Consider the following 17,660-nt stretch of genomic DNA (forward strand, 5'->3'; position numbering starts at 1 on the left):
TTTCTTACCACCCTTTTTTTAAGCTTCTTATACCTCGGCGTGGCGCAGGGGCAAGTAAAACAAGGCCATTATCAAAAAGAACTTCAATAGCTGCAAGCTGCGATTGACAAGAATTTCTATGATAAGGCTTCTGGGTATTATTTCGTGGTAGTAGACCCCGCGCAACGTGAAAATAAAAATGGCTATCTGAGGGAATATTCTTATTTATGGTCGCTATGCGCACTTTATCAGGCAGCCAATGAGATCGAGAAACTAGATCCGAAAGCAAATTTAATGGGGCCTCTGGTAAAAAATCTCAGCAACTATTATGATCCGGCTCCGCCGAAACCGGGCTATTCGGATTACATCATGAAATTAAAACCCGGAGAGCGCTATTATGACGACAACGAATGGATCGGCATTACCGCATTGGACGCCTACGCCAGAAAAAAGCAAAAGTCAGATCTGGAATTGGGAAAGGCAATGTATGATTTCGTCCTGACGGGTTACGACGAAGTGTTGGGTGGAGGCATTTACTGGAAAGAAGGCGATAAAAATTCAAAAAACACCTGCTCGAATGGACCCGGGGTTTTGGTCGCATTGCAAATGTATCAGGCCACGAAAGACTACCAGCAATTGCTGAAAAGCCTGAAAATCCGGTTGCCGGTACTCCCTCCTCTGGTAGACGATCCGAACCGTCCACAAAACACTATCCCGAGAAGCAACGGTACCGGATACACGGATACGCAGGGGCGTTCCTATATGCGCTCGCTTTGGGGCGCGTGGATAAATTATGACCAGGTGCCACTCATTGTGATCGTGTCATCGAACGTTTCGGGCAATAACCAGACAGTGAAACTTTTAAATAGCGAGGGCTGGGCTGTCGCTGTTTTTGACGCTATTTCATTGCAGCCTGACATTGGCGCCGGATTGTACAGGGGCATCATCGGGCTGGTCAATAAAGGCCAACCCAGAAAACCCGAAGATTGGGGCACGATAAGGGCTTGGAGTTGGGGGCTAAGCAAAGCGCTGGACTATTTGCAAACCGAAAAAAACATCAACTCCAAACAGATTGGAATTCAAGGGCATTCCCGCTGGGGCAAAACCGCGATGCTGGCTACCGCCATGGATACCCGATGGGCCGTCGTCTTTTCCTAATGACGAGCCACCACGATTTTTTGTGAATGTGATGAGCCGTCGGTCCGAATTACTCGGACTACATAATTGCCTGACAGCAAGTTGGAAACGTCGATTTGCGAAGTAGGTGCGGTACCTGAATCATACACCCTAACAGCTTTTTCATTGATAATCTGGATGCTTTTCACATGCGGAAAATCTGCGAGACTCAGATTTAGAACTTGCGCGGTGGGGTTCGGATATAATACCATTTCAGGCACTATTCCGAATTTCACCGTGGCGATAGCGCTGTATGCGTAGGTTTCATCATAGTCGATCATCTTCAGACGGTATAAATTTACTCGCTGCAATGAAGGAGAATTATCCTTAAAATCGTAATGCCTAATCACCGAACTTGTCGCAGCAGCTTTTACACTGCCGATGGTATTCCAAGACTTCCCGTCGAAACTGTGCTCGATTTCAAACCGTTCACTGCCAGTTTCAGATGTTGTCTCCCAGTAAAGTAGTGCAGTTGTTCCCTCATTTTTGCCATTGAATTTACTTAGGGTAACGGGGAGGCGATCTTCGTCCGTAGTCTTTATAATCCAGAAATCCTCGCTGCCAAATGCCTGCTCTGTTTTGTCGGCCCCAATTCCGGAGACGGAGACTCCTCCCATAACGAAGCCATTATCCGACGTTCGCCGAAAGCACCTGATAGACTCATATTCAGTCCCGCCGAAAACCGTATCCCAAATTTTGTTCCCACTGGCGTCTAGTTTAACAAGCCAAAAATCGCCTCCACCTTTTGATACTACCGTTTTATCACCATCGACGGGTAGACCAACATCCGCTGCACTGATGTAGCTTCCATCCGCCATCTGCACAATGTACCCGAATCCTCCACTCGCAGAAGAGCCAAGATCTTTATCCCACTGAATGCTTCCGTCCGATGCCAGTTTGACGATCCAATAGCCCGTTATTCCTTTTTTGTCACCCGTCTTGTCCCCACCTGGTCCCGACCAAGTTGTTCCCGAAAGAATAGCCCCTCCGTCAGAAGTGACTTCCATAGAATAAAGATAATCGCCGTATAACGCACCTATCGTTTTATCCCATTCAATATTACCATTTGCATTCAGCTTGATAACCCAATAATCCGCCTCGCCCTTCAAAGCGCTTGTTTTGTTTCCACTAATTCCCGACCACGTCCAGCCGGCAACCAGATACCCGCCATCCGGGGTTGGACTTACTTTTTTAAATACGTCCATCGTGTTGCCCCCAATGGCTTTTTCCCATTGGACCGAGCCATTTGCATCAACTTTGACAATCCACAGGTCATCCTCGCCATAAGCGGGACTTCCCTTGTCACCACCAATGCCCGAGAATGTCACACCCCCCACTATTGCGCCGCCATCGGCGGTAGGTTCACAATTGACCACTACGTCTATCCCCGGTCCGCCTATCGTTTTGTCCCATAGCTTGGTTCCATCCGGGCCAAGTTTAACTAGCCAGAAATCATGTTCACCTTTTGAATTTTCTGTTTTGTCCCCACCGGCATTAGCGGCAGAACCGCCTGCTACCAGATAACCCCCGTCAGCCATTTGGAGGATAGAGCCAATGGATTCTACACCTGAACCCAGTCTCCTGTCCCATTGCTTGGTGCCGTTTGCGGACAGTTTAGCAACATAAATATCCTGAAACGTTACTGGTGGCGTATAGGTAATGATCGACCAGGAGTACCCTGCCATGATGTAGCCACCATCAGCTGTTTGCCGGATATCTTTCATAATGTCGGAAGCAGTGCCACCCAACGATCTATCCCATACTTTGAGAGGCTGAGCTTTTAATGTGATGCATAGAAATACGCCTGCAAATAAGAAGATCGACTTAAAAAAACGATCCGTAAAATGCATAACAAGCGCACTCATCGAGAGTTTTTGTGAGAAAGGCGAAAATAATTTCATCATTTTTCAATGTAGTTTACCGTTTCAATAATGCTCTATCCGCCGCAATAATGGCCGGGTCTCACGAACATCCCTGCAAGCGTTACAATTGCAAGTCGCTGCAAGGGTGGCGATGAAGGCAAATACCATCAAAAAGATTGATATTTCTATACAAAGCACATATAACCAGTCAGTTACCTGTTACAGGTAATAAATTTATTAAATGTGTCGACACTGGTTAAGTGCTACCAGTTTGAAATTGCTATTTGAAAAATGCGTGAGGTAATTGCACAGATCCCGAAGTAGTTTCAACATCCTGCCTTCCATCTTTTGATGGTAGAAGATAAGTTACAAATCAAAGAAGAAGTGGTCCACGTGGTCGTCCGGCGCTGCTATGATGACACTACTGGCACAATATATTGCGGTGCAATGCTGGATTCTCCAACTCATTAACTGTCACTGGAAAGACCATTTATATCCTGTTTCGTCGGGATAAGACGATAGAAATCAAAGCAAAGGTTGTTATTGTACTTTGGAATATGAGCCAGTAATATCCTTGTTTATGAATGACTTTTACTATCATGCAATGAGCGAAAAAGGCGATTCACCAGGATAAAAAATCCAAATTTCTATAAGTTATCTTAAATAGGGATTTCAAAGCTAAAAAGAGTATCACTTTTTGATGGTCTTGATTTTAAATTATCCCTACCTAAGTACAACCCTAGAGAACAGACGGAATTCTTAATCTTTAGTGTCGAATTTTGACATCGCATCGTGATTTCTAATCCAAAATGCCCGATCACGTACACTATTCGCATAGGCAGTTCCCCAGGAGGATACAATGCCTACACCAATAGATGTCCACATAAGACCTTTCAAATTATCACGATTCTTTGATGTAGTCGCAAAGATGGTCCCCACTGCCCCGGCCAGGGACAGCGTCAATGTGAAGTTTCTGATTTTCCGGGAACGCACATATAATTTCATACCTGCCGGAGATATGGAAAATTCCTTTGATAGCGCCTTTCTACCGGTGTATGTCGTTCCATTTTTGACGAACGTATTTCCACCAACCAGGAAAATGGTCTGCTTCTCATACCATTTCCCTGCTGTATTTATGACGGTATCAGCACCTGGAAATTGCGGGGTTGTGGCAGTAGCAGATCCAGTATGTACTTGTGCAGAGGCCGTGAACGTCACTAAGTAAAAAGCGAAAAAAAGTCCACTTCGAAAAAGACGCAATAGCTGATTATTTGTAGATGAGCGAAACAGCATAATACAAAGCGTTGATGGTGAGTGCCCCAAAATTCGCCGTTGTATAATTTGAAAATGCCAAAAACAGATAAATCACCATTTTCCAAAGATAAACGTACATTTTTAACGGACAGACTGGTTCTTTAAGATACTCAAAGTTACACCAACAGGTAACCCAAGTCGCAAGCCACTCCGCTCAGACGTCGCGAGCAGGGTGTGTTACGGACCGAGTCCCTAATAACAATTCGCATCATGATATTTCGACATAGATTATACACTTTTAGTTACAACTACTTCACTTACAACTCGCTCACGGCAATCAGGCATTCGTCACGACAACCGGCAGCACCATCGACCTGGCTAGCAACTTTGTTTTCAATAACATTCCTACCCTTACCAACCTCACCTCCGTTACCGCCGCCCAGGAAGGGGCGCTACCCGTTACACTGGTTAGCTTTCAGCTCCGACAGGCAGAGAAAGCGGCAATACTCAGTTGGAAGACTACCGATGAGCGAAACAGTGATTTCTTTGAAATCCAGCATAGCCCTGACGCACGCCGCTGGACCAGGATCGGCCAGGTTACGGCAGCGGGTGAAAGCAAAAGTCTTAGAGAATATTCATTTGATGATAACGCTATGCGCACAGGTTGGCAATACTACCGGTTAAAAATGGTCGATGCTGACGGCAGCTATGCATATAGTGCAATACGAAGTATCCGAATGGACGGCGCTTTTGTGATCACTGCTTATCCAAACCCGGTTGCCGATCACCTATTTATAACCACAAACAGCAAAGGCAGTCGGGTCAGGCTCCTTGACCTTTCAGGCAGGGTTCTATCTGATTCGCATAATAACACCGCTGAACCTATGCTACAAGTTAACATGAAGGGCTATCTGTCAGGGCCTTATCTTATTGAAGCTAAATCCAGCGATGGCACAAGCCAGGTCATTAAGGTGATCAAACAGTAAAAAGGAGTATAGATTGCCGCCATTAGCTCCATTCAAGTATTCAAAAGATCTCAAAAACTAAAAAAGTACACAATGAAAAGATTTTTCCTTTCTTCGATACCGGTTATGTTCTCTCTTTGTGCCAATGCGCAGGTTGGTATCGGCACCCTCAACCCTAGGGCTGGCCTGCATGCGGCTGATAGCAGCGTGGTTTTTCATGCTCCGGGCGATGCAACCGCGGGTTTGCCTGCATCTCCGGTTATCGGTGAAGGACGCCGCATGATGTGGTATGCCGATAAGGCGGCCTTTCGTGCCGGATACGTCGGCTCTGACGACAACTATTGGGATGAGATCAATATCGGAAAGTACTCTTTTGCAGGAGGGTATAACACCAGGGGTCCTATGGCCCAAGACTTCAATGCCGCCTTTGGCCTGGATGGTGTAAGTAATGACACAACTATAAATACAGTTAACATAGACGGAGTGAACATGGCTGCAATCCAGGCACTGGAAAAACGCACCAGGGAACTCCAGGCAGAAATGGTCGGCTCAGGGCGAGCCTTCACGAAGTAAACAACAAAGTGGCCTTGATTGAAAAGTTGCTTAGCGGTAGTGCCCGCAAAGAAGAAACATCAGCCTCGCGCTAACAGACAGATTCGGCTGGAATCAAAATTAAAGGACGGTCTTCGGTGCGGTATGCTGCTCTTTTTTCACCAGAGTGAACGGAAGGTGTGCATGATTTACTGATTTAGGAATTTTGGTATTATTTGCCGGTACAGTGTAACCTTCTGGGTGGCGATGCGACCGGGTCAGTCTTTTGCAAATTTCGAATCCCATCCATTTTCCGATTTTATAAGATATGTTCCCCTCAATAAATTGTCTACCGGGATCATGGTTCGTTCGGTTTTAATGTGAGTCCGCAGGACTTCTCGACCCGATAAATCATATATTTTAACCTGCCCCCTCATTTTACCTAAAATAGTAATAGTATTGGTAGCTGGATTCGGGAAAACGTTCTGGGTAGAGTTTATCGTTATATGTACAGCCTTGATATGCGAATATTCTGCCTTTCCTGCCAGATCTACAATTTTCAGCCTGTAATACGACTTTCCTTCCAGTGGATTCAAATCTGTTAATGCATAATGCCGAACGGAATTTACAGTACCCCCTCCTTTGATACGGCCTATGGTATCCCAGTTGCGGATGTCTGCCGAGCGCTCCACTTCAAAAAAATCGTTATCAGATTCTGAAGCCGTCGCCCATTCTAACTCGATTGGTCCGTTGTTGTTTTTTGCTTCAAAACTGATCAGGGATACATCCAGCGCCTCGCATTCGACAGCGTCACCGATATTAATCGTCCAATTTTTTTCGTTTCTTAAGACTGCTAAGGCCGTTGCTGCGGGAAGACCGTATGCAATACCGGCGGCATCAAACATAACATTGTTGGGCGTACCGGCATTGGTAGCCCATCCTTCCAAGGTCGTGGCCATATTGGCGCAATCCATTGCGGATGCATCCAGCATTTGGTTCATTGATTGAACCGACGATAGCGTCCAGTTACCGAGCGATTGATTAAAGTTTGACGTATTTTGAAACATAGCATACATATTCGTCACACTACTTACATTCCACGAGCCAATTGGTTGGTTAAATGCAGCATAGACAAACATTTCACTCATGTCGGTAACATTTCCCACATCCCAACCGGCAAGTGGCTCATTAAATAAGAGGGTCCCGTAAAACGCGTGTCTCATATTTGTCACTTTGCTAACATCCCAGTTGCTTATCCCGGGAACACTGGATAGCGACAAGCAAGCATAAAACAAGCTTTCCAGCGTGGTCACATTCCGTAGATCGGGAGCATCAGTTGCTGTAATATTAAGTCTTGTACAGGCTATAAATGAGATGCTTTCCCATTGGATATCTCCCCATTGTCTGACCTCCACGAGCTTGTGTGCGTCTCTAAATTGTCCGAAACTAATGTTGTTAAAAGTCCCGTTGCCGGGTGATATGCGTATTACATAGGTGCCTACGGTGGGAAAAGTGAGCGTATGTTCGCCTGATCCTACGGCTGTCCCATTGTTTGCAGGATTACTCAACTCTTCCCAGGCAATGTTATAGTTGATACCCGTAGTTGTAAGCACGATCTGATTAGGGCCACTTTGTGGCAGTATAGGGGGGATTGTATTATCCGTTTTCCAGACAGTTACAAAATCTGAGGTGTTTTGGGCATTCGAATACGTGCCAGATAGGTTAAAAAATAATAAGTAAGCAAACAGAACTCTGAAATCCATTAGGACTACTCTGAGGATGTAGATTTTTGTCATATTCTGTAAATTAATGCGCGTCACATTTGATATTTATGACGAGTTATAATCATATTGTTACTTTGATTTGTGACTGATTGCTGTATCTGGCGGATTTGCGAAGGTGTTGACCGGCCAGCAGGCGGCGCCGCGCGAGCAGTAGACCACCACCCAGCCCCAGTATGAGCAACCCGATACCGGCAAATCCCATCCAGGAGTTGCCATTTTGATCATGCATTTGCTGGCGCAATGCCGCATTATCGGCTTTCAGGTTTTCCAGTTCGGCCGCGAGGTTGCGGGTACGTTCTTCCAGCGCTTTGACCCCCGCCAGGGTTACACCGTCGAGATCTACCGTACCGATACTGCGGTTATCATTACCCAGCCCAAATGCCGCGTAAAAGTCCTGCGCCATCGGTCCAATGTGTTTGATATTTTCCGCATCTGCTTTATAACTCCATTTGGTTAAAGGAAGCTTCCGTAACTTTTCAAGAATATCCTCGTATGACACCGCTTCGAAGCGATGTTTTTTGTTCATGTCCGATACGTTCGTCCATACGCCCGAGGTTGACAGGTATGCACCCGTCGATGTGGAGATAACGGTGTTGGACTGTCCCCAGTTACTCACCGTTGCCCCGCTCTGAATGGTGACACCGGTAGCGAGGTTGGAAGAAGTAAATATCCGGAACCCGCCGCTGGTGCGCCAGTTGGCCGAGTGGTTCACGCCGGCGCGCAGCTCGTCCACCGAGGACCTGTCGGCAAACACAAAACTACCCTGGCGAGCATTGGTATTGGCATGATAACCCATCGCAACAGAAACAGCCCCGCTCGCGACGTTGTCTTCGCCTACCGCAAATGATGACTGCTGCGCTGCAGTTGTTCTGAGGCCAAAAGCAGTCGCATTGTCGGCAGATGCCCGCACATCTTGTCCCATCGCCACGGAATGGTTTCCTATCAGGGCGGCATTCCACTGGTTATTGCTAACAGTCCCTACACGGAAAGCGGACTTCCCCGGATACCACATCATGCGCGTGCCATGCCCTTCGACAGGTACATTTTCGCCTGACGCGTCTCCGTTATACTCACCAGTCAACAGAAACCCGCCGTCTTGAAAAACAATCATTTTTCTGTTCTGTGCGGCATCCCGGCCGACCAGGAGCGTGTCCGTTTTTTGTGCATATACGCCTACTGGTGCAACTAATGCGCAGAGTAATGCATTAGATACTGATCGTCGCAGGCGACATCTCACTGATTTTTTGTTAAGCGTTTTTGGGGTAAAATTTGTATTCATTGGTAAGAGATAGATACTGCCAATAAAAGAGTACAATTACTTCCAAAAATACAGCCGCGGGTAAGGATACTTCTAAGCATTTATCGGATATACTTGTAGAATTTCTTTACAGGTTGATAACAAAATCACTACAAAAAAAATTGTTAATCCTTCGGGAGACGTACCTCAATGCCTGATTAACTGCCCTGATTTTCGCTGATTGGTTTCCGTTTGGGTAACAAGTCGGACGCGATGGGGATATCCATTTTACCCCTGGTCCCTTACTGACTGCCCCATGGACGGCAGGTAATGAAGTAGCTGATGTATCACGGAGTAGTTGGCGTGGCGCAGTGCATTTGGGTAATGCGGCCCCTGATAATACTTATTGATGATTGAATGTATTACGGCCTGATAGCAACCGATAGGTTAAATAATACATTTCTGACAACGTTGTTAGCGGGTAACCATCATAAATATTAATCCCAGATATATCACTGAAACAAAGGACATCATTGCTAATAATAATTATTGCTGGGATTATGGGTTCCTGTGCGAAAAGTGTCGATTTGGATCTTGCCGACAGTCCGCTCAGCAATTTGGTTTTCACTCGCTTCGCCCTGACTTCTCATGCTGGTATCAACCTGGTGGTCAATCAAAAGGGCAGTGTACTGCTTGGAGCAAAATTGAATGCCTCGGTCGGACCGGGTCGCCGGAGCGATGATGGATTGTTTTTTCTTCCCTTTTTGTTAGCCGCTGAGCCAGAGCCATTTTTAATGCGCTCACCGGTCCTTCGACAGCCAAAGAAGGTCTGACCGACCAGCCAACGAATAGCGTCACAAGATACGTGCTCGCTGCAATTTCAAATTTGTCACTAGATTTCTACAAAAAGACCGTATTATTTATTACGTCGATCGCCGCTCGCAGTTGCGACCTTGGTGGGTTATTTCACAACATTCACCTTGGTATGAAAAAAAATCTACTGCTGACAATAGTCGGTATACTTGTAGCCACCCTATTTTCCTATGGCCAGATCGCCGTTACAGATTACGTGACCACATGGAAAACCGACAATCCTGGCGCATCACTATCCAACCAAATAACAATTGCTGCCGAAGGTGAATATAGCGTTTACTATGAAAGCATCCCTGCCGGGACATCTGGAAGCCTGCCTGCCTCAGGCACGTTCAACGGCCCGCAAACTATTACACTGCCTGCGGCTGGTACTTACAGGATAGCGATCAGACCAACCGGAGCTACGCCTTTCCACCGGATTCATTTCAACGGAAGCGGAGATAGACAGAAACTGCTGAACATCGAGCAATGGGGTAGTACTGTATGGTCTACCTTCGAACAGGCCTACTATGGATGCTCCAATCTTTCTGCGATTTCTGCAACAGATGCCCCGATACTGACCAATGTAACTTCGATGAGACAGGCTTTTAACCAATGTGCCTCCCTCACATCTGCTCCCAATATGAATAACTGGAATGTATCTGTCGTGACCGATATGACTAGCATGTTTAATGGCGCAGAATCCTTTAACCAGCCCATTGGCAATTGGGATGTTTCGGCGGTAACCGATATGGACGCTATGTTTACTGGCGCCACTGCATTTAATCAGCCTATCGACGATTGGGATGTGTCGGCGGTAACCAATATGAGCTCAATGTTTAATGGTACCGATGCGTTCAATCAGCTTATCGGGGGTTGGAATGTATCAGCGGTTACTAACATGCAATCGATGTTTTCGAGTGCTGCTGCTTTTAATCAGCCTATTGGCAATTGGGATGTTTCGGCCGTAACCAATATGCGTTCTATGTTTTTTTATGCGCCTGCCTTCAATCAACCTATTGGCTCCTGGAATGTTTCGGCCGTAACCAATATGACCGGAATGTTTCTTGGTGCTATTGCCTTCAATCAGTCTTTGGGCAAATGGAGCTTGAACCCCACAGTGGATATTGGCACTATGCTTTTTGGGAGCGGGGTGAATTGCAATAATTACAGTATGACCCTGATCGGATGGGCGGCAAACCCGGCTACTCCTTCGGGCCGCAATCTTGGATTATTATCCGGAAGGACTTACGGCTCCTATGCATCGGATGCCAGGAATTTCTTGACTGTTACCAAAGGGTGGACAATTACAGGTGACATGCTAGACCCGAACTGTACCTACCCGATCCCTGCGACCGATTATGTAACAACCTGGAAAACGGATAACCCTGGTTCGTCGCTATCCAACCAGATTACCATCCCCGCCGAAGGCGAATACACGGTGTATTATGAAAATATCAACCAGCCCGGGGTTTTCGGATTTCTGCCTGCATCCGGCACTTTTAACGGCCCGCAAACGATTACTTTCCCTGCAGCTGGTACTTTCCGGATTGCGATCAGCCCCACCGGAGCCGCGCCTTTTCACCGCATTCATTTCAACGCAAGCGGAGACCGACAGAAACTGCTGACCATCGAGCAATGGGGTAGCACGGCGTGGTCTACTTTTGAAGCCGCCTACTATGGATGCTCAAATCTTTCCACGATTTCTGCAACAGACGCCCCGATACTGACCAGCGTAACCTCGATGCGTCAAGCGTTTAGGGGCTGCAATAAACTTTCATTAGCGCCGAATATGAACAACTGGGATGTTTCGACGGTGACCGATATGAGTCTAATGTTTAGGGAGGCCACTGTTTTCAACCAGCCCATTGGCAATTGGGATGTTTCCGCGGTGACTGACATGAATGGGATGTTTACGAATGCTGATGCTTTTAACCAGCCCATTGGCAGTTGGAATGTATCAGCGGTGACCAATATGATCCGTATGTTTACTACTGCAACTGCCTTTAATCAACCTATCGGCACCTGGGATGTTTCCTCGGTGACCAGTATGAGTACAATGTTTAATCGCGCAGCTAATTTTAATCAACCTATTGGCAACTGGGATGTTTCGGCAGTGACCGATATGAGCGGCATGTTTGGCGGTGCTTTTGACTTTAATCAACCTATTGCCGCATGGGATGTCTCTGCGGTGACCAATATGGTCAACATGTTTAATGGTGCGCATGTTTTTAATCAACCAATTGGCACCTGGAATGTCTCCGCAGTGACTAATATGACCGCTATGTTTTATTTTGCCGGAACCTTCAATCAGTCTCTGGGTGAGTGGAGCCTGAATGCCTCGGTGGACATGAACGGCATTCTTTTGAATAGTGCAATAGATTGCAATAATTATAGCATGACCCTGATTGGCTGGGCGGCTAACCCGGCAACGCCATCTGGCCGCAGCGTGGAGCTACCTGACATCAGCTATGGTTCGGCCGCAGCTGCGGCACACCAGTCGCTGACCTCTGTCAAAGGGTGGACTATTACAGACAACGGTCTGGACCCAAATTGCATGGTGCTGCCTGTGAAACTGGTTTCCTTTACAGCGAAGGCACTCCCCGACCATACCATATCACTCAGCTGGCAGACCGCCCAGGAAACAGGCAATGACCGTTTTGTCGTCGAGCGCAGCACCGATCTGGTCCGCTTTGAGCAGGTAGCCGAAATCCGAGACGTGGCAGGAAATTCCAATGCTATACACACGTATCAAACCATCGATCCTGCCCCCCATCCGGGCACGAGCTACTACCGGCTGGCGCAATACGATCTGGACGGCACACGGAGCTATTCACGCATCGTTACGGTTGTGGTGCGATCTGGGGATTATGTGCTTTATCCCAACCCGGTCCGAAACCAATCCTTTCACATCAGCATTGACGAACCCGTCACCGCAAGCATTCAGCTTTACAACGCTAAGGGAGGTTCAATCGCTTTCACGCGCAAACCCAGTGGTTCGCAAACGGTGCTCATAACGCCGCTGCAACCCCTGCCTGCCGGTACCTACCTGGTTGTCGCCTATGAGCGCGCAACCAAACGTACATTCAATCTGATAGTATCGGAATAGATTTGTTTGCTGCATAGGGAAGACATATGTCAGTTAGAGTCGAATGCTGCTGACGAACATCATTTGTCCGAAAGCGAACAAGTCGGTATTGTTAAGCAATTGAATTACAGCGCATCCCAATTATGGCATATATATTTAGGCGGTTACTTGCTACCAGTCACTTTTAAAAAGGTCCGGGTTTCCTAAATCTTCAATCGTATGCTTCAAAATTATATCAAAATCGCCATTCGCTTTCTTTGGAAATATAAAACGAATTCCTTTGTGAGTATTGCGGGCCTGGCGTTTGGCATCAGTTGCTTTTTAATGCTGGCCACCTATATAGTCCATGAATTTCGCTACGATCGCTTCTTTGAGAACAACGACCGCATAGCCCGTATAAACCTTTTCTACCAATACGGCGAAGGTGAGGCTTCCAATATTGCTTTGACACCGACAGCGGTTGCTCCAACATTCAAACGCGAATTTCAAGAGGTTGAAAAAGTTGCCCGAATTTACCCTTTCAGCGTGAATGGCTCCGTTGCTGTTCGTAATGGTGATCAGGTTTACCAGGAAAACAAAGTTGTCTTCGCCGACTCCACACTCTTTGATATATTCTCTTTCCCATTCATCGAGGGCAATAAATCAACTGCGCTCTCCCACCCAAACTCCGTTGTAATTGACCAAAGTACCGCTAGAAAGTACTTCAAAGACCAAAAAGCCGTAGGGAAAACGATCTCGATGGATGAACGATATAACCTGCTAGTAACAGGTGTGATCTCAGATATCCCCTCATACTCCCATATCAAATTTAATTGTGTGGGTAGTTACACCACACTGCCAAGATCGAAAAATGAAGTTTTTAATTCAGCCAACGATTATACCTATGTCCTGCTACGGCCCAATGTTTCGATGGCAAGGTTTCAAGATAAGGTCAATGCCTTTGTCAGAAAGAACTTAGGTAACCCCAACGATCCCGCTTCGAAGGTTAGGCTTGATTTAGAAAAACTGACTGACATCCACCTTTATTCTACGGTGAGCAATCAAATGGAAGCTTCCGGTAATTCTAGATACATATACATTCTATCGGGTATCGCAGTGCTTATCCTGCTGATAGCCTGTACCAATTTTGTAAACCTGGTAACCGCCCGTGCAGCCATTCGCATACGCGAAATTGGGGTACGCAAGGTCATCGGAGCGGTACGGTCACAGCTATTTATGCAGCACATGTTTGAAAGCTCACTAACGGCAATTGTCTCTACCATCCTGGCGCTGGTCATTACTTTTATCGGACTTCCTGAATTAAGTCTACTGACGGGTAGCTCATTAAGCCTGTCGGTATGGCCCGGTTCCAGTTTTCAAATTGGGCTGGTTGTGTTAGTTATTGTCATCACGCTGATCTCCGGCGCATACCCTGCTGCGATACTATCTGGCTTCCAACCCGCCAAAGTTCTTAAGGGAAACAGATCTTTAATGTCTGATGGGGTCGGTTTGCGAAACGTGCTGGTCGTGTTTCAATTTTCGGTGTCCATGCTGTTCATAATCGCTACGCTTATCGCAAACCAGCAGCTTGACTTTATCCAAAATAAAAATCTGGGCTTGAACCCAGAGCAGATCATTGTGGTCGATATGAGCTCCGGCATCCCCCCGGCTAAACTGGAATCAATTAAAGGCGATCTGATGGCGCAGACCAGTGTAAAATCGGTCAGTGCATCTTACGGGTCACCGCTCGATATTCAGGGGGGATACGCGATCAGCGCGCAAGATAAGCCCACGGGGTTTTACATCGATATTACTGCAATTCCAGTCGAAAAGGATTTCGTGCAGACCATGGGCATAAAGCTTTTGATTGGCGAAACGTTCAGTGCTACCGACATCGCCCAGGTAACCCAGCAGGGTGAGGAATTACGCAGGTTTGCTTTTTTATTGAACGAATCCGCGGTGAAAGCAATGGGCTGGTCACCTACGCAAGCCATTGGCAAAGAAGTAAATATGAACGGAAGGCAGGGTCGGGTCAAAGGCGTTTTAAAAGATTTTCATTTTCGGTCCATGCACGAAAAAATCGGTCCGATCGCAATCATACCTGAATACGATTACTTCGGAAAATTGCTGGTAAAAACAACTGGGGCCGATGCAACACAAGCAATTTCGCTTCTCGCAAAAAGCTGGAAAAAAAATTTCCCGCTTCGCCCTTTCGAATATCATTTCCTGGACCAAGAGTTTGAACAGATGTATCAAACCGAAGCCAGGATCACTCAGATATTGCGCGTATTCTCTTCTGTAACGATTCTAATTTCATGCCTCGGCTTGTTTGCCCTCATTGCATTCATGTCTCAGCAACGAACCAAAGAAATCGGTGTGCGAAAAGTATTGGGTGCCTCCATCGCAAGCATTATTATGCTGCTTTCAAAGGATGTAATCAAACTGATTATCATTGCAGTATTGATCGCCTCTCCCCTTGCCTGGTATGCCATGCACCACTGGTTAAACGACTTTGCTTACCACATTGAAATCGGTGCGGCAACCTTTGTTTTCGCCTCGATTATTGCAATAGTGATAACATTGGCCACAATTAGCTTTGAAAGTATCAAGGCAGCATTGATGAACCCTGTAAAATCGTTAAAAAGTGAATAGAGAGCCTGCTAGCAAACTTTCTCACTATTAATCGTTTGGCTTAATATTGCACTATCAATCAGGTCCCGTGAAATCACGAGCGCTTTTATCCTTCGTGTTAACAAGGTCCTTTGGGATGAATTGTCAGAAAATTTCAACAATGCCTTTTCACATTTACTAATTGTTGAAACAATGGCGCGTTTTGCTTCCTCTAATTCATTCTGGCTATAATACTTCATATTCAATCGCTGTTGATGTCAATCGATTATTAGACGTGGGTTTCTTACAAAGTAATTTGTTTAAGTGATTGATTACAAGTGTGCCCAAAAATCTCAAACCTAAACTAATGGTGTATAGGTGTATCGTGCTGATTTCCTTGATGAGTTCAGCAATATTGTGTCAAGCTCAGACCGTAGCATACGCTTGAAATCACTTCTATTGTATAACCTTAATCCATATGGCTCCCAGCCTCGGAATATTGATTCCAGTTGTCAACCTTAGAGGCCTTATCTAAAATGTCAGGATAGTGCTTATGTTCCTAAGGTTCAAATAGACATCCCTCGAGATGAGCTGAATAAGGGCATTGAAGATTCCGCAGGAGTTTATGGGACAGCGTTTCAGCATTGGCATGCCTACGCCGTTGATCGAGGTGAATGGTGCGACATTACCGACAAACTTGATAATGTCCAGCCTGGTCGCTTACGACTGGACCGGTAATTTCCGCGAACTTTAAAATATCATCGAAATGGCGTATTGGCGAGGACGGCGCGGCCGCCATATTGAAAATTCCGCCGACCACCCTGGACTCCAAAATGAAGAAGCTGGGGATCAAGCGGAATTTCAGCATTTAAAAAACGATGAGTTGCCTTAGAGGGTGGCCATACCGCCATCGATGATCAACTCGGTACCGAGCAGGAACCGCGACTCGTCGGAAGCGAAATACACAGCCGCATTCGCGATCTCTTCGGGAGCACCGAAACGTCCGGCCGGGATCTGGGCCGCAATGCTCTCTCCTATTTGTTTGAAGTCGTCCTCGGAGATACCGAATTTCTCGGGGGTATGAAGCGGCGTAGCTACCGGGCCCGGGCTAATGGCATTTACACGGATTTTTCTGGAAACCAGCTCCGCCGAAAGGTTTTTAGCGAGTGTGAGCAGCGCCGCTTTCGATGCCGCATACACGCTGGCGCCAGGCATACCCACGTGCGCATTGATCGAAGTGTTCAGGATGATTGACCCGCCGTCATTTACCAGCGGCAGCAATGCCTGGATCGTAAAATATGCGCCTTTGAAATTGACATCCAGGATTTTATCGAAGAAATCCTCGCTCACCTGATCCACCGGAGCGAACTGCGCGATGCCTGCATTGATAAAAAGAATATCCACCTTCGGAGCGATCGCTTCAACCTGCGCTTTGAGCGATTGAATATCCTCCCATTTGCCTGCGTCCGAGACAATACCGTGCGCTTTGCTTCCAAGTGCCTGTACGGCTTCGTTGTTGGCATCGGCATTACGGCCGGTAAAAATTACTTCCGCACCTTCCCCGATAAACGTCTGGACGGTGGCTAATCCAATTCCACTGTTACCGCCTGTAACTACTGCTGTTTTATGTGCTAATCTTGACATGATCGTGTTTGTTTATGTAGTTTTGTAATGATCGATACAAAACTACATACTTATTTTGTAACGATCACTATAAAACTGAAAAAACTTTTTAGATGGCTGAAAGAATGGCGTCCAGAGCGCTGTGGAGATGTTTTTTATCGCTGTTCGTAGCGGCAATCACCCGGATACCCATGAAGTTGATGAAAAGGAAACTCGCCAGTATTTCTGCATCTTTCTCCGAAGCGATCTCGCCGGACGTCTGTCCCTTGCGGATCAGATCTGCCAGGATCGAACGAATCTGATGCTCGTTGTCGGCAGCGATCCTGAACACCTGCGTATCCTGGTTGGCCATTTCCGTTATCGTGTTGACCATGAAGCAGCCACGGCGTTCAGGATCTTCCAAAGTGGCGTCAATCAGCGTCGCCAGCAGATACCGGATGATTTCCCGCACCGGCTTTTGCTCCAACACCGCCTGGCGCATCCATTCGTGCTGGGATTGCAAATACGTTTGCAGGGCGGAAACGAACAACTTATGCTTGTCGCCGTAGGTCGCGTACAGGCTCGGCGCGTTGATTTCCATACTTGTCGTCAGGTCGGAGATAGACGTACCGGCATAACCTTTCTTCCAAAAGACATTCATGGCTTTTTGCAAGCCGGCAGCTTCGTCGAATTTTTTTGGTCGGGCCATTGCTGTTTTGTATCGTTCATTACATTAACAAC

Annotated in this window: 12 protein-coding genes; 6 read left to right on the forward strand and 6 right to left on the reverse strand. The window is 46.7% G+C overall.

The genetic code is table 11. The annotated features are described in order from the left end of the window. The first annotated feature begins 144 nt into the window (after positions 1 to 144). On the forward strand, positions 145 to 1,137 hold the full coding sequence (locus BLQ88_RS36045) for a glycoside hydrolase family 76 protein (RefSeq protein ID WP_090157863.1): 993 nt from the start codon (positions 145 to 147) through the stop codon (positions 1,135 to 1,137). Here the strand turns inward: BLQ88_RS36045 and BLQ88_RS36050 are convergent. Together BLQ88_RS36050 and BLQ88_RS36055 are read right to left on the reverse strand one after the other, a co-directional pair. Then, positions 1,134 to 3,059, reverse strand: coding sequence for a T9SS type A sorting domain-containing protein (locus BLQ88_RS36050; protein WP_090157864.1), 1,926 nt, complete (start codon positions 3,057 to 3,059; stop codon positions 1,134 to 1,136). The two genes, BLQ88_RS36045 and BLQ88_RS36050, sit on opposite strands and share 4 nt — an antisense overlap. Before the next feature lie 717 nt (positions 3,060 to 3,776). After that, a complete protein-coding gene (locus BLQ88_RS36055; RefSeq protein WP_143017027.1) occupies positions 3,777 to 4,310 on the reverse strand; it encodes a hypothetical protein in 534 nt (177 codons plus the stop codon). Between the two features lie 614 nt (positions 4,311 to 4,924). Between BLQ88_RS36055 and BLQ88_RS36060 the strand changes: the two genes are divergently transcribed. Both BLQ88_RS36060 and BLQ88_RS36065 read left to right on the forward strand, forming a co-directional pair. Then, a complete protein-coding gene (locus tag BLQ88_RS36060; RefSeq protein ID WP_090157866.1) occupies positions 4,925 to 5,257 on the forward strand; it encodes a T9SS type A sorting domain-containing protein in 333 nt (110 codons plus the stop codon). A 72-nt stretch (positions 5,258 to 5,329) separates the two neighbouring features. Then, positions 5,330 to 5,809, forward strand: a complete 480-nt coding sequence (locus BLQ88_RS36065; RefSeq protein WP_143017028.1) for a hypothetical protein — start codon at positions 5,330 to 5,332, stop codon at positions 5,807 to 5,809. Positions 5,810 to 6,045: 236 nt separating this feature from the next. Here BLQ88_RS36065 and BLQ88_RS36070 read toward each other — a convergent pair whose 3' ends face one another. Then, positions 6,046 to 7,563, reverse strand: coding sequence for a BspA family leucine-rich repeat surface protein (locus BLQ88_RS36070; RefSeq protein ID WP_090157868.1), 1,518 nt, complete (start codon positions 7,561 to 7,563; stop codon positions 6,046 to 6,048). 49 nt (positions 7,564 to 7,612) lie between these two features. Next, complete coding sequence (locus tag BLQ88_RS36075) at positions 7,613 to 8,662, reverse strand: tail fiber domain-containing protein (RefSeq protein ID WP_176885211.1); 1,050 nt, start codon at positions 8,660 to 8,662, stop codon at positions 7,613 to 7,615. A 1,111-nt stretch (positions 8,663 to 9,773) separates the two neighbouring features. Between BLQ88_RS36075 and BLQ88_RS36085 the strand changes: the two genes are divergently transcribed. The 3 genes from BLQ88_RS36085 (at position 9,774) to BLQ88_RS36975 (ending at position 16,071) form a co-directional block, all read left to right on the forward strand. Then, positions 9,774 to 12,749 carry a BspA family leucine-rich repeat surface protein gene (locus BLQ88_RS36085; protein WP_090157871.1) on the forward strand — a complete coding sequence of 992 codons (2,976 nt, stop codon included), beginning with the start codon at positions 9,774 to 9,776 and terminating at the stop codon, positions 12,747 to 12,749. A gap of 198 nt (positions 12,750 to 12,947) precedes the next feature. Next, positions 12,948 to 15,359 (forward strand): ABC transporter permease, encoded by a 2,412-nt coding sequence (locus BLQ88_RS36090; protein ID WP_090157872.1) that lies wholly within the window; start codon positions 12,948 to 12,950, stop codon positions 15,357 to 15,359. Between the two features lie 562 nt (positions 15,360 to 15,921). Next, the gene (locus BLQ88_RS36975; RefSeq protein ID WP_176885213.1) at positions 15,922 to 16,071 is read left to right on the forward strand and encodes a hypothetical protein; all 150 of its coding nucleotides are present in this window, start codon (positions 15,922 to 15,924) and stop codon (positions 16,069 to 16,071) included. A gap of 134 nt (positions 16,072 to 16,205) precedes the next feature. Here BLQ88_RS36975 and BLQ88_RS36100 read toward each other — a convergent pair whose 3' ends face one another. Together BLQ88_RS36100 and BLQ88_RS36105 are read right to left on the reverse strand one after the other, a co-directional pair. Then, positions 16,206 to 16,961 carry an SDR family oxidoreductase gene (locus BLQ88_RS36100; protein WP_090157874.1) on the reverse strand — a complete coding sequence of 252 codons (756 nt, stop codon included), beginning with the start codon at positions 16,959 to 16,961 and terminating at the stop codon, positions 16,206 to 16,208. 88 nt (positions 16,962 to 17,049) lie between these two features. Beyond that, positions 17,050 to 17,628: a TetR/AcrR family transcriptional regulator gene (locus BLQ88_RS36105; RefSeq protein ID WP_090157835.1), complete on the reverse strand. Its 579-nt coding sequence runs from the start codon at positions 17,626 to 17,628 to the stop codon at positions 17,050 to 17,052. Between the last annotated feature and the right edge of the window lie 32 nt (positions 17,629 to 17,660).

It is taken from the genome of Dyadobacter soli, from assembly GCF_900101885.1.
Lineage (GTDB): Bacteria > Bacteroidota > Bacteroidia > Cytophagales > Spirosomataceae > Dyadobacter > Dyadobacter soli.

Bases quoted from the DNA above. Each gene is read 5' to 3' on its own strand.
- BLQ88_RS36050 (WP_090157864.1), bottom strand. From the start codon at position 3,059: ATGATGAAATTATTTTCGCCTTTCTCACAAAAACTCTCGATGAGTGCG.
- BLQ88_RS36055 (WP_143017027.1), bottom strand. From the start codon at position 4,310: ATGCTGTTTCGCTCATCTACAAATAATCAGCTATTGCGTCTTTTTCGA.
- BLQ88_RS36060 (WP_090157866.1), top strand. From the start codon at position 4,925: ATGCGCACAGGTTGGCAATACTACCGGTTAAAAATGGTCGATGCTGAC.
- BLQ88_RS36065 (WP_143017028.1), top strand. From the start codon at position 5,330: ATGAAAAGATTTTTCCTTTCTTCGATACCGGTTATGTTCTCTCTTTGT.
- BLQ88_RS36070 (WP_090157868.1), bottom strand. From the start codon at position 7,563: ATGACAAAAATCTACATCCTCAGAGTAGTCCTAATGGATTTCAGAGTT.
- BLQ88_RS36075 (WP_176885211.1), bottom strand. From the start codon at position 8,662: ATGATTGTTTTTCAAGACGGCGGGTTTCTGTTGACTGGTGAGTATAAC.
- BLQ88_RS36085 (WP_090157871.1), top strand. From the start codon at position 9,774: ATGAAAAAAAATCTACTGCTGACAATAGTCGGTATACTTGTAGCCACC.
- BLQ88_RS36090 (WP_090157872.1), top strand. From the start codon at position 12,948: ATGCTTCAAAATTATATCAAAATCGCCATTCGCTTTCTTTGGAAATAT.
- BLQ88_RS36100 (WP_090157874.1), bottom strand. From the start codon at position 16,961: ATGTCAAGATTAGCACATAAAACAGCAGTAGTTACAGGCGGTAACAGT.
- BLQ88_RS36105 (WP_090157835.1), bottom strand. From the start codon at position 17,628: ATGGCCCGACCAAAAAAATTCGACGAAGCTGCCGGCTTGCAAAAAGCC.